13 protein-coding genes are annotated in these 12705 nt (G+C 70.0%); all 13 read right to left on the reverse strand.

The features are described from left to right. Nucleotides 1-1126: ABC transporter permease (locus tag ABTZ43_RS14990; protein ID WP_350539387.1), on the reverse strand; the 1126-nt coding region annotated here is incomplete at its 3' end. After that, nucleotides 1126-1857 (reverse strand): ABC transporter ATP-binding protein, encoded by a 732-nt coding sequence (locus ABTZ43_RS14995; protein WP_502885403.1) that lies wholly within the window; start codon nucleotides 1855-1857, stop codon nucleotides 1126-1128. The genes ABTZ43_RS14990 and ABTZ43_RS14995, both read right to left, overlap by 1 nt. Beyond that, on the reverse strand, nucleotides 1854-3476 hold the full coding sequence (locus ABTZ43_RS15000) for an efflux RND transporter periplasmic adaptor subunit (protein ID WP_350539388.1): 1623 nt from the start codon (nucleotides 3474-3476) through the stop codon (nucleotides 1854-1856). The genes ABTZ43_RS14995 and ABTZ43_RS15000 overlap by 4 nt, the downstream gene beginning before the upstream one ends. A gap of 1 nt (nucleotide 3477) precedes the next feature. Further along, the gene (locus ABTZ43_RS15005; protein WP_350539389.1) at nucleotides 3478-4494 is read right to left on the reverse strand and encodes a hypothetical protein; all 1017 of its coding nucleotides are present in this window, start codon (nucleotides 4492-4494) and stop codon (nucleotides 3478-3480) included. Nucleotides 4495-4625: 131 nt separating this feature from the next. Continuing rightward, the gene (xerD, locus tag ABTZ43_RS15010; RefSeq protein WP_056418720.1) at nucleotides 4626-5528 is read right to left on the reverse strand and encodes a site-specific tyrosine recombinase XerD; all 903 of its coding nucleotides are present in this window, start codon (nucleotides 5526-5528) and stop codon (nucleotides 4626-4628) included. A gap of 2 nt (nucleotides 5529-5530) precedes the next feature. Then, nucleotides 5531-6130, reverse strand: coding sequence for an NUDIX domain-containing protein (locus tag ABTZ43_RS15015; RefSeq protein WP_350539390.1), 600 nt, complete (start codon nucleotides 6128-6130; stop codon nucleotides 5531-5533). A 13-nt stretch (nucleotides 6131-6143) separates the two neighbouring features. Beyond that, complete coding sequence (gene pyrG / locus ABTZ43_RS15020; protein WP_056418725.1) at nucleotides 6144-7841, reverse strand: CTP synthase; 1698 nt, start codon at nucleotides 7839-7841, stop codon at nucleotides 6144-6146. Nucleotides 7842-7858: 17 nt separating this feature from the next. After that, nucleotides 7859-9550: a DNA repair protein RecN gene (gene recN / locus ABTZ43_RS15025; RefSeq protein WP_350539391.1), complete on the reverse strand. Its 1692-nt coding sequence runs from the start codon at nucleotides 9548-9550 to the stop codon at nucleotides 7859-7861. Next, nucleotides 9547-10461, reverse strand: a complete 915-nt coding sequence (locus tag ABTZ43_RS15030; RefSeq protein ID WP_350539392.1) for an NAD kinase — start codon at nucleotides 10459-10461, stop codon at nucleotides 9547-9549. Before ABTZ43_RS15030 ends, recN begins: the two co-directional genes overlap by 4 nt. Continuing rightward, nucleotides 10458-11255, reverse strand: a complete 798-nt coding sequence (locus ABTZ43_RS15035; RefSeq protein WP_056418742.1) for a TlyA family RNA methyltransferase — start codon at nucleotides 11253-11255, stop codon at nucleotides 10458-10460. The genes ABTZ43_RS15030 and ABTZ43_RS15035 overlap by 4 nt, the downstream gene beginning before the upstream one ends. Beyond that, nucleotides 11252-11428, reverse strand: coding sequence for a hypothetical protein (locus ABTZ43_RS15040; RefSeq protein ID WP_200946593.1), 177 nt, complete (start codon nucleotides 11426-11428; stop codon nucleotides 11252-11254). The genes ABTZ43_RS15035 and ABTZ43_RS15040 overlap by 4 nt, the downstream gene beginning before the upstream one ends. 59 nt (nucleotides 11429-11487) lie before the next feature. After that, nucleotides 11488-12525 carry an HAD-IIA family hydrolase gene (locus ABTZ43_RS15045; protein ID WP_350539393.1) on the reverse strand — a complete coding sequence of 346 codons (1038 nt, stop codon included), beginning with the start codon at nucleotides 12523-12525 and terminating at the stop codon, nucleotides 11488-11490. Beyond that, on the reverse strand, nucleotides 12526-12705 hold a 180-nt coding region (locus ABTZ43_RS15050), incomplete at its 5' end, for a hypothetical protein (RefSeq protein WP_350539394.1).

Genomic DNA, 12705 nt, shown 5'->3' on the forward strand with positions numbered 1-12705 from the left:
CCACCATGAACTGCGAGCCGATCTGCCGACGGGTCGCTCCGAGCGCTCGACGCAGGCCGATCTCGCCGATGCGCTCCATGACCGAGAGCAGGGTGACGTTCGCGATCCCGAGACCCCCCGCCAGGAGGGCGATCACACCGAGGATCAGGAACACGACGTTCACGTCGGACTGCACGCTCTGGCTCAGGTCGGACGAGCCCGAGGGCGCATTCGCCTCCAGGCTGTCCGGGTCGTCGGGCTGCAGTGCGAGGACGGACTGCTCGGCGACCTGAGGACCTGCGCCGACGACGATGCGAATGTCGAGATCGGACGGCGCGAGCAGACCGAAGTCCGCCCTGGCCGATCCGATCGGGATGATCACCGCGTCCGAGAGCTCGCTGCGTCTTTCCATGCCGTCGACTATGCCGACCACGGCATATGCGATGCCGGCGACGAAGACGGAGGGCTGCGAGTCGACCCGGTTGATGCCCATGCGCTCGGCCGCGCGTGCGCCGAGCACCGCGACCCGATCGGCGCGGGTGTCGTGCCCCTGGTCGAAGAACCGCCCGGCGACGACCTCGCCCTCCTCGGCGTCGACGAGCTCCGGAGAGGCGGAGAAGAGCCGCGGCGACGAGACCGCCGGCGCCGACGGGTCGTTCACCGGCACAGCCGTCACCGTCTCGCCCTCGGCGAGTTCGACCTCGCCCAGCAGAGCCGCGCTCTCGACTCCTGCGAGCAGCGCCACGCGATCCGGAGCGTCCCAGGGCAGCCGCCCGGCGGCGACCGTGGTGTTCTTCGCTCCGGACTGCGCGGTCGCCGCGGTCACCACGACCCTCGTGGCCGCCGCTCCGTCGAACTGGCTGGCGATCTGGCCGGCCGCCGTCTGCGCGAATCCGAGAGTGGCGACGAGCGAGGCGATCCCGAGCACCGTGCCCATGATCGTCATCACGAGGCGCGCAGGGCGCGATCCGATGTCCGCGGTCGCCTCGGCGACGAGATCCTGGAAGGTGAAGCGGTCCGCGTGCGTGATCGCCGGGACGAGAGGCGCAGCCGTCGGGTCGCCCGTCACCGCGGCCCCACCGCCCTCCTGCTCGGTGGAGGCGTCCGCCTGACCCCGCTGTCCGCGACGCCACCGCAGCGCGCGCATCACAGCTCCGTCAATCGGCCGTCGGAGATCTGGATGCGGCGGCGGGCGCGCCGAGCGACATCCTGATCATGGGTGATGACGATCAGCGTGAGCCCGTCGGCGTTGAGCTCTTCGAAGAGCGCCATGACCTCGCCGGATGTCCGGTGGTCGAGGTTTCCCGTGGGCTCGTCGGCGAGCAGCAGCCTGGGGCCGCTCACGACCGCGCGGGCGACGGCCACACGCTGCCGCTCACCGCCGGAGAGGGAGTTGGGGAAGAAGTCGACACGGTGCGAGAGTCCGACCCGGCACAGCGCCTCGCGCGCCCTGGCCTCGCGCTCGCGTCGTGGCACGCCGCTGTACAGCATCGGCAGCAGCACGTTGTCGAGGACGGTGCGCCGCGGGAGCAGGTGGAACGACTGGAACACGAACCCGATGAACCGGGCACGCACGGCCGCGCGCTCATCCTCGGTGAGGTCCCCCGTGAGCGAACCCGCGAGGCGGTACTCTCCGACGCTCGGACGGTCGAGGAGTCCGAGCAGGTTGAGCATCGTCGACTTGCCGGAACCGCTCGGCCCCACGATCGAGAGGTAGTCACCGGACTCGATCGACAGCGTCGCCGCCTTCAGCGCCTGCACCTCGGGCGGGCCGGGAAAGGACCGCGTCACATCACGGAGCTCGACGAGCGGTGGTGCGACGACGGTCGCTCCCCCGGCCTCGGGATCGAGCTCGGTGGTGGCGCCCGCGTCGGTCACTTTCCGACCACCACGAGGTCGCCCTCGTCGAGTTCGCCGTCCACCGGCGTGACCTCCACCGCCCCCTTCGCCGCGAGACCGGTCTCCACCACGACGATCCGCGTCTCGGTGTCGTCTCCCTTGCGCGGATCCGACTCCGCCACCTCGATGCGTGATTCTCCGCCGGGGCCGGCGGTGAGCGCCGCCAACGGCACCGACAGCACGTCGCCCTCGGTGGCACCGACCGCGATGCGCACCCGGACGTTCGCTCCCTGCAGCTGCGTGATCTGCTCGGGCGTGAGCGGGTCGGGCTCGAAGAGCACCTCCCATCGCGCCTTGTTGTCCTTGCCGGGGTTGAGTTCGACGATGACGGCCCGGTGCTCGGTGCCGTCGGGGAGTTCGAACGTGCCTTCGCCGCCCGCCTTGAGCAGACGAGCGTCCGCCTCGGCTGCGGCGCCGGTGAGGCGCACCGTCGCTCCCGACACGGTCATGACCGCCCCCGAGATCGAGGTGCCCCGAGAGACGTTCACCGCATCGACGCGGCGGGGCAGCTCGGTGAGGAACAGCACCTCGCTCGACGGCAGGAACGGAAGGACGCTCTGGCGCGCGGTCTCGAGCGTCTGCGCGGCCGAGTCGACCTGAGCGCGGGCCGATTCCAGCGCGGCGCTCTCCGCCCCGGTGTTCTTCGCCGCCCACAGCTGATCGCGCTCGAGGCGCGCCGTCTGCAGGGCCCATTCCGCCTCCTGGACACTGGTGCCCTCGGCCCCGGCTTTCGCCGCGGCCAGCGCCTGCTCAGCGGCGGCGACGTTGACGTCGGCCTGCCAGCTCTCGAGCTTGCTCGGGCCGGCACCTGCGAGATTCAGCGCCTGCTGCGCCTGCTGCACGCCGTCCTCGGCGGCGCGCACCCCCTCCTCGGCGGAGCGCACCGTCTCCTCCGCGCCCTCCTCGGGCGACGGAGCGGGGTAGCCCGCCTGCGCGTAGAGCTGCCCCACGGCATTCGCGGTGGCCTGGTCGAACAGGTTCGACGTGACATCGCCGGCATCGATCCCGATGCTCACCAGGGACTGCTTGAGCTGCAGCACGTCGGGACCCGAGACGCCGATGCGCAGCGTGCGGTAGGCGGGGAGCTCACCCGGCAGGACGATGACCGGACGGCCCTCGATCTCCAGCGCGATCGAGAGCGGATCGAGCGTCGCCCCGACCTCGGGCACGGCACCGGTCACGACGCTGCCTCCCCCGGTGGTGTCGATCGTCACATCGACCGCATCCGCGTATCCGACATCGGCCCGCAGGGTCACGTCGTTGCTGAGGGGACCGAACTCGACGGGTACGGTCACCAACCCAGGGTCCGGCGTCTCGCCCGCCTCGGCGGGCGAGATCAGGAAACGTCCGACCAGCAGCCCGACGACCAGGCTCAGCACCGCGCAGAGCGCGACGATCCAGAGGGTGCGATTGCCACGGAGGATGCGCCGCCAACCGCTGACGCGGGATGTGTCGACGCGATCCTCCGTCTCGTCGAGGACGGGGTCATCGTCGGTCGGGATCAGTTCGTCGACCCCCACCCCCTGTTCGGGGGCGCGTCCGCCGGTGATCGACGGGTCTTCCGTGAGTGGTGTCGTGGGTGTCTCGTCGCGCGTCATTTCAGCTGTTCTGCTCGGCGGCGGCCTTGAAGGCCTCGAGGTCGGCCTTGTTGTCCGCGATGAACTTCTCCTCCAGCGCGAACTGGATCTTCAGCGACTCATCGGCGTACGAGGTCTTGGTGCGGCATTCGAGGTCCGCGAGGGCGAGCTTGATCTCGCGCTCGCCGAGCGCCGCCATCTCCGGGCTCTCGTTGGGGTCGACGAAGTCGGGCGACTCGGTGTCGACCGGGGTCGAGCCGTCGCCGTAGGCGGCGTCGTAGAGAGCGGACTGCTCGTCCGAGATCGACTGCTGCGCCTCGAGCTGCGCGGAGAACCCGGGCTCACCCGCGTCGTCCATGCACGAGGCCCATGCCGCGTTGAGCTCCTTGAGCTCCGGGGAGTCCTGCGTCGACGTGTAGAGCTCGTTCATCTTGTCGCGGAGGTCGGCGAATTCGTCCGACTGCCATGGGTCGTCGCCCTCGAGCTCGTGCTGCGCCCAGCCCTGGCATCCCGCGGACTCCCAGCTGTACTCGTAGCTGCCGTCCTCGGACATCTCCTCCTCGGTGGGGCCGGCACCGTAGGCGGTCTCGTAGAACGCGGTCTGCTCGGACTCCGAGAGCGACTCGATGTACTCCTGGTTGGGGTCGACGTACTCCTCCCCGGTCTGCTCGCCCATCTCCTCGCTGTACGGGCTGTTGACGATCCCGTAGCCGTACTTCTCGACCCAGTCCTTCTTCTCGGGCTCCCAGACGATGTCGTCACCGGAGAAGACCATGCCGCCGTTGGCGGTGTTCGGCGTGTACTCGAACCCCTCCTTGGCCATGCACTCGGCCATCAGCTCCTCTTGCTCACGCTGCCGTTCCTCGTACTGCTTCTGCTGCTCCTCCTGCGACATGTCGCCGCCGTATGCGGAGGCGAGGTAGGTGCTCAGCGGGGAGTCCTCGTAGCTGAGACCCTCATCGGATGCCGGAGAACACCCCACCAGCGTCGCAGCCAGGGCGGTGGCGGCGAGGGCCGCAAGAGGTCCGGTGGAACGCATGTCGTACTCCTTCGTCGATCGACCCGAGTGATCCGAGGTCTCCCGCAAGCCTAGGGAGAAAGGGGAATTCTTCGCGTCCCCCAAAAGGATGACAAAAACTGGTCGTCGACCGGGGCGGCGTACCGCTATGATCAGCGCGCGCGCGGATGTGACGTCGCGTAGATGTCCCGCAGGGTGTCGACCGACACATGGGTGTAGATCTGGGTCGTCGCGACCGAGGCATGCCCGAGAAGCTCCTGCACCACGCGGACGTCGGCTCCGCCCTGCAGCAGATGGGTCGCGAACGAGTGCCGCAGCGTGTGCGGAGAGACCTCGGCCGTGATGTGCGCGCTCTCGGCGGCGGCGCGGATGACGAGCCAGGCGCTCTGACGGGACAGCGGTGCACCGCGCGCCCCGAGGAACAGACGAGCGGAGGCACGCCCCTTGGCGGCGAGTCCCGGACGCACCCTGGTGAGATACGCGTCGACGGCGGCCCGGGCGAAGGATCCGACGGGCACGATGCGCTCCTTCGACCCCTTGCCGCGCAGGCGCAGGACGTCGCCGTGCGCGAGGTCGTCGACGTCGAGGCCGACGGCTTCGGAGACCCGCGCACCGGTCGCGTAGAGCAGCTCGAGCAGGGCCCGATCGCGGATGCCGAGCGGGTCCTCCGCCGACGGCGCGGCGAGCAGTCGCTCGACCTGATCGATGGTCAGGGCCTTCGGCAGCCGCTGCGGCGCTTTCGGAGGACGCAGGCGGCCGCTCGGATCGTCGATGTCGATGCCCTCCCTGGTGAGGAAGCGATGCCACCCGCGCACCGAGGACTGCAGACGCGCGAGACTCGAGGCGGCGGGCGCCGGATCGGCACTCGATCGGTCGGCGATGAAGCGTCCGACCACCGCGGCCGTGATCGCCGAGGTGTCGGCGATCCCCTCGGCGTCCAACCACTCGACGTACGCCGTGAGGTCCCGGCGGTATGCCGCGATCGAGTGCTCGCTGAGCCCGCGCTCGATCGTGACATGGCGCAGGTAGGCGTCCAACGCTCGATCGAGCTGCACGCTCAGCTCCGGTCGCGCAGCCTCTGCGCGGCGGCGAGGACGCCGATCGTCAGGATGCCGTTGCGCATGCGCCCGTCGAGCACGGCGGAGACGGCGTCGTCGAGCGGAATCCACTCGACGCGGATGTCGGCCTCTTCGTCCTCACGATCGTGCGCGGTGGGCGCGGCGGAGATCCCCGTGGCGAGGAAGAGGTGGATGACCTCGTCGTTGCCGCCGGGCGTGGTCCATGACGAGACCAGCGGCTCCCAGTGCGCCGCGACGAGATCGGCCTCCTCGGCGAGCTCCCGTCTGGCGGCCTCGAGCGGATCCTCGCCCGGCACGTCGAGCAGGCCGGCCGGCAGCTCCCAGTCCCGATGGCGGATCGGATGCCGGTACTGCTGGATGAGCAGCACTCGTCCGTCGTCGTCGAGAGCGAGAATGGCCACCGCCCCCGTGTGCGCCACGTACTGGCGACGGATCTCCCCGTCGCCGTAGCGCACCCGGTCATCGCGCACGTCCCAGACGACGCCTTCGAACGCGAGCTCGCTGGTGAGCACCTCCGGCTGGAAGGGCTCGTCGCGCAACTCGTGCGACTCAGGCGTCGGCCCCGCCGACTCAGGCATCGGCTTCGCCGACTCAGGCATCGGCTTCGACGTCGAACAGCTCGCTCGAGCGGTGCCGGTCGATCGCCGCGCCCACCAGCCCGCGGAACAGCGGGTGCGGGTCGGTGGGACGCGAGCGGAGCTCGGGGTGCGCCTGCGTGGCGATGTAGTACGGGTGCACGTCGCGCGGGAGCTCGACGTATTCGACGAGGTCGAGCTCCGGGTTGAGACCGGAGAACACCAGGCCCGCGTCGGAGAGACGGTCGCGGTAGGCGTTGTTGACCTCGTAGCGGTGGCGGTGACGCTCGGAGGCCTCCGGAGCGCCGTACACCTCCCGAGCCAGGGATCCCTCGGCGAGAGCCGCCCGGTAGAGGCCGAGGCGCATCGTGCCGCCCAGGTCACCGCCGTCGAGGATCTCGACCTGCTCTGCCATCGTGGCGATCACGGGCTCCGTGGTGTCGGGGTCGAACTCGCTCGAGGATGCGTCGACGATGCCGGCGACGTCCCGCGCGTACTCGATGACCATGCACTGCAGACCGAGGCAGAGCCCGAGCGTGGGGATCCCCTGCTCGCGGGCGAACTTCAGCGCACCCAGCTTGCCCTCGATGCCGCGGATGCCGAATCCGCCGGGGACGCAGATGCCGTCGAGCGCGGCGAGCTGCTCGCGCGCGCCCTCGGGCGTCTCGCAGCGGTCGGAGGGGATCCAGCGGATGTTGACCTTGGTCTCCTGCGCGAAGCCGCCGGCCTTGAGCGCCTCGGTCACCGAGAGGTACGCGTCGGGAAGGTCGATGTACTTGCCGACCAGCCCGATCGTCACCTCGTGCTTGGGGTTGTGGACCGCATGCAGCACCTTGCTCCAGCGCGACCAGTCGACCTCGTCCGCGGCCTTCTGGTCGAGACCGAGGCGACGGACGATGTAGGAGTCGAGTCCCTGGTCGTTGAGCGTCGACGGAATGTCGTAGATGCTCGGCAGGTCGACGGTGTTGATGACGCCTTCGGCGTCGACGTCGCACATCAGGGCGATCTTGTTCCGATTGCTCTCGCTCACCGGCCGGTCGCTGCGCAGCACCAGTGCATCGGGCTGGATGCCGACCTGGCGGAGGGCCGCGACCGAGTGCTGGGTCGGCTTCGTCTTCTGCTCTCCGGACGCGCCCATGAAGGGCACGAGCGACACGTGCACGAAGAACACGCTGTCGCGACCGAGCTCGTGGCGCAGCTGGCGAGCGGCCTCGAGGAAGGGCTGCGACTCGATGTCGCCGACCGTGCCGCCGACCTCGGTGATGATGACGTCGGGACGAGGGTCCTCGGTCGCCTGCAGACGCATGCGGCGCTTGATCTCGTCGGTGATGTGCGGGATGACCTGCACGGTGTCGCCGAGGTACTCGCCGCGGCGCTCGCGCGCGATGACCTGCGAGTAGATCTGACCGGTGGTGACGTTGGCCGCCTGCGACAGGTTGATGTCGAGGAAACGCTCGTAGTGTCCGATGTCGAGGTCGGTCTCTGCGCCGTCGTCCGTGACGAACACCTCACCGTGCTGGAAGGGGTTCATGGTGCCGGGATCGACGTTCAGGTACGGGTCGAGCTTCTGCATCACGACGCGGAGTCCGCGGGCGGTCAGGAGGTTGCCCAGGCTGGCGGCGGTGAGCCCCTTGCCCAAAGACGAAACGACACCACCCGTCACAAAGATGTGCTTGGTCGTGTCGTTCTTGGGCCCCGCAGAAGAAGAGTTCATCACGGGCTTCGATCCTATCAGTCGGTGGAGGACCCGAGGGTGAGAAGTTCCCGGGCATGGGTGATCGCGGCATCCGAATCGGTGAGTCCCGACAGCAGTCGAGCCATCTCGGCCTCGCGCTCCGGTCCGTCCAATCGCCGCACACTCGACGCGGTGACCGCCCCGTCGTGCGACTTGACCACCGACAGATGGTTCGTCGCGAAGGCGGCGACCTGCGCGAGATGGGTGACGGCGATGACCTGAGACTTCTGTGCGAGCCGGGCGAGTCGTCGCCCGACCTCGATCGCCGCAGCGCCTCCGATACCGGCGTCCACCTCGTCGAAGACGAACGTGGGCACGGGGTCGGTCGCCGCGATGACGACCTCGATCGCGAGCATGACGCGCGACAGCTCTCCGCCCGACGCCCCCTTGGCCACCGAGCGGGGCTCGGCGCCGGGGTGCGGAGCCAGCAGGATGGCCACGTCATCGCGACCGTGCGTGCTCTCTGCGCCGGGGGTGACGGAGACCTGCAACGTCGCATCGGGCATCGCGAGCGCGTGCAGCTCCTCGCTCACCGCGACGCCGAGGCGTGCGGCGGCGGCCGTGCGGGCGGCCGTCAGCGTCTCGGCGCGAGCATCGAGGTCGGCGCGTGCCGCATCGCGCTCGGCCTCGAGTCGGTCGACGCGCTCGCCGTCGTCGTCGAGTTCGGCCAGTCGCGCCGATCCGGTGCGCCAGAGCTCGAGCGCATCGTCGAGCGAGCCGTGCGCGCGGATGAGAGTGCCCAGCGCCGCCCGGCGCTCTTCGACCGCGGCGAGCTCGTGCGGACCGGACTCGTCGAGGTCGGCGAGGTACGCCGACAGCTGCCCCGCGACGTCCGCGATGCGATAGCCGATGTCGGCCAACGCGGCGGAGATGTCGGTGAGCGAGGCATCCGAGACGCGCTCGAGGGCGCGACGGGCCTCGGCGACGAGCGCGGAGGCATCCGGCTCGCCCTCTTCGCTCGACAGCGCACTGTGGGCGAGCGATGCGGCGAGGCGCAGCTCCTCGGCGTTCGCCAGCCGCTCGGCCCGAGCGGACAGCTCGACGTCTTCGCCGGGTTCGGGTGCCGCGGCCTCGATGAGCGCCAGAGCCTCCCTCAGGCGGCTCGCCTCTTCGGCCCGACGATCGCGGTTCTCGGTGATGTCGACGATCTCGGCATCCAGCGCGCGCCAGCGCTCGAACGCCTCCGCGTAGGCCTGCAGCGGCACCGCGATGTCCGCACCTCCGAAACGGTCGAGGGCGTCGCGCTGAGCGGATGCCGAACGCAGCCGCAGCTGCTCCGACTGACCGTGCACGACCACGAGCTCCTCGGCCAGAGCCGACAGCACCCCGGCGGGGGCGGCGCGTCCGCCGACGCTCGCCCGGCTGCGCCCCTCGGCGCTCAGCGTGCGGGAGACGTACAGCTCAGCGGCGCCGTCGCCGGCCGGTTCGAGCTCTCCCCCGGCGTCCGCCACGATGTCGGCGACATCGCCGGTCGACGGCACGATCCACACACCGGCGACGGATGCCTGCCCGGCACCCGCTCGGACGGCGCCCGAGTCCGCACGCTGCCCGAGCAGCAGGCCGAGACCGGTCACGACCATGGTCTTGCCCGCGCCGGTCTCGCCGGTGATCGCCGTGAACCCGGCGCCGAGCGGCAGAACGGCATCGGCGATCACGCCGAGCCCCTGCATCCGCATCTCCTCGATCACGACACGACCCCCTGACCGCGCCATCCGGCGACGGGCAGCTGGAACTTGCGCACGAGCCTGTTGGTGAACTCGGTGGGATGCAGGCGAGCCAGACGCACCGGCCGCGAGGAGCGACGCACCACGACGCGCGCCCCCGGAGGGAGATCGTGGGAACGACGCCCGTCGCACCAGAGGATTCCCGACCCCGAGGTCCCCTCGAGCATCTCGATGGCGACGGCCGCGTCAGGGCTGACGACGAGCGGCTTGGCGAACAGCGCGTGGGCTGACAGCGGCACGACCGCGATGGCCTCGACGCTCGGCCAGATCACGGGGCCGCCGGCCGAGAAGTTGTACGCGGTCGACCCGGTCGGGGTCGAGACGACCATGCCGTCGCATCCGAAGCTCGACAGCGGCAGTCCGTCGATCTCGAGCACGACCTCGATCATGCGCTCGCGGCTCGCCTTCTCGACGGTCGCCTCGTTGAGCGCGAACGTCTCGTAGACGACCAGGCCGTCGGCATCCTTCACCCGCACCGACAGCGCCAGCCGCTCTTCGACGCCGTAGTCGCGGTCGATCACCTTGCGCATCGCGGCGTCCATGTCGTCGCGGTCGATCTCTGCGAGGAACCCCACGTGGCCCATGTTGATGCCGAGCACCGGTGCCGTGCACCCTCGCACGAGCTCTGCCGCACGCAGGATCGTCCCGTCACCGCCGAGGACCACCGCGAGCTCGAGGTCCTCCTGCTGGACGGTGTCGCCGAGCACGTCGATGTCGGCGAAATGGGAGTCGACGGCGCGCAGATCCAGGCTGTCGTCGGCGGCGAGCACCGGGCGGATCCCGGCATCGCGCAGCGAGTCGACGACCCGCCGGGCTGCCGCGACGGTGTCCTCGCGTCCCGCGTGGGCGACGATCAGGATGTTGCGTTCGTTCATCGTCTCCCTGCCAATGTGTTGATGCGGTCCGACCATTCTGACGGATCGCTGCCACGCCCCGGAGCGAGATGCAGCAGGTACTCCGTGTTGCCGTGCGTGCCGAGGATCGGAGAGGGGAGGATGCCGAGCATCCCGAGTCCCGTGTCCCACGCGCTCCAGGCGGTGCGGGCGACGGCGTCCGCCCGGGTCGCGGGGTCGGTGACGAGGCCGCCGCGCACGGCCGTGCGTCCGACCTCGAACTGCGGCTTGACGAGCAGGACGATGTCGGTGGTGGGCGCGGCGACACCGGCGACCGCCGGGAGGACGAGTTCGAGCGAGATGAACGAGAGGTCGCCGACGATGAGGTCGAGCGTGCCCTCTTCTCCGGTGACGCTGCGGAGGTTGTCCGTCGTCATATGACGGACGTTGTAGCCCTCCACCACGACGACGCCGGGGTCGGCGGCGATCGACGGCGCCATCTGGTCGTGCCCGACGTCGACCGAGAGCACTCGTCGCGCCCCGCGTTCCCTGAGTACCTGAGTGAAACCGCCCGTGGACGCCCCCATGTCGAGGGCCAGACGTCCGTCGACCGGGATCCCGAATCCGTCGAGCGCAGCGATCAGCTTGTGGGCGGCCCTCCCGACGTAGTGGTCGGCGCCGGCGACGGATATCTCGGCAGCATCCGACACGGCCGTCGACGCCTTGATGACGGGGCGTCCGTCGACGCTCACCAGGCCGTCGGCGATCAACGACGCGGCATGGGTGCGCGAACGAGCGAGTCCTCGCAGGGCGAGGGCGGCGTCGAGTCGGGTCATCGGGCGCCCGGCGCGTCGCGCTGATCGAGTCGCGCACCGCTCTCGAGTCGCCGGGAGAGCTCATCGTGCAGCCCGGAGTACGCGTCGGCCCTGGCAGCGAGCGGCTGTCCTTCGATCAGGCGCAGGCGACTCCACAGGCCGTCCGTCGGCGCATCGGTCGTCTCATCGCTCACGTCTCTACTGTACGTGGAGCGAGGGACTCCCGGTCGGAGCCGGGCCGAGCGACCGGGGGTCAGGGTCGGTGGAACGGATCGTCGTACAGACGCTCCGGCACCCGCAGCACGAACACGGGAGTGCCGGACGCCCAGATCGCGGCCGCACCGGCGCGCAGCAGATCGATCTGACGGTCTCCCTCGGAGACGATCTCGACGTCCGCCCCCACCACGCGGACGGAGGCGCCGTTGACCGAGTGGATGCCGTCTCTGACCGTGGCCTCGGGGTACGGTTCGTGCAGCTCACGCAGATCGCTGAGGATAAAGGTGGGCCGTGAGCCCTCGGGCGCCGCCAGCACGTGCTTGGGGCGGTCGATGCCGGTGAGGACCAACGCGGACTCGATTCCGGCCCGCACCGCACCGAGGATGTCGGTGTCGAGGCGATCGCCGATGAACAGCGGCTTCTTCGCGCCGAAACGCTCGGTCGCTTCGTCGAAGATCGGCGTCTCGGGCTTGCCCGCCACCGTCGCGAGGCGACCGATGGCTGTATGGACGGCCGACACCAGGGTGCCGTTGCCCGGGGCGACACCGCGCTCCCGCGGGATCGTCCAGTCGGTGTTGGTGGCGATCCAGGGGATCCCGCCTTCGTCCTCCGGCAGTTTCAGTGCGAAGGCGGCCTCGGCGAGGTCGGTCCATGCCACCTCAGGGGCGAAACCCTGCACGACCGCATCCGGGGCGTCCTCGGCGCTGCGGGTGACGGTGTATCCCGCCTTCTCTGCCTCGTCGACCAGCCCCGCTCCCCCGATGATCAGCAACGTCGCCGGCGCCGGCACCAGGCCCGCCAGCAAGCGCATGGCCGCCTGCGGGCTCGTGATCACGTCTGCAGGGGCCACCGTGAGGCCGAGGCTCGACAGGTGCTCGGCCACGGATGCATCCGTGCGTGACGCGTTGTTCGTGATGTACCCGAGTCGAGCTGTTCGTGCAGCGGCGTTCAGGCTCTCCACCGCGTGCGGCAGCGCGCCCGGTCCCGCGTACACGACACCGTCGAGGTCGGCCAGAACGGTGTCCACACCGTCGAGGGGTGTCCGCGGGGACGCGTTCCGCGAGAACAGCCCCACTCACGCCTCCTTGGACGTTGCGGTGTCGTCACCCGCGGTGTCGTCGCTCGCGGTGTCGTCGCTCGCGGTGTCGTCGCTCGAACCCGTCGAAGACGCGTCGGAGTCGACGGACTCCTCGGACTCGTCGTCGTCCTCGCCGAGCAGCTCACGAACCTCGTCCTCGACCGTCGGCTCGGAGTC

Source organism: Microbacterium sp. NPDC097977, from assembly GCF_040302605.1.
Taxonomy (GTDB): Bacteria; Actinomycetota; Actinomycetes; order Actinomycetales; family Microbacteriaceae; genus Microbacterium.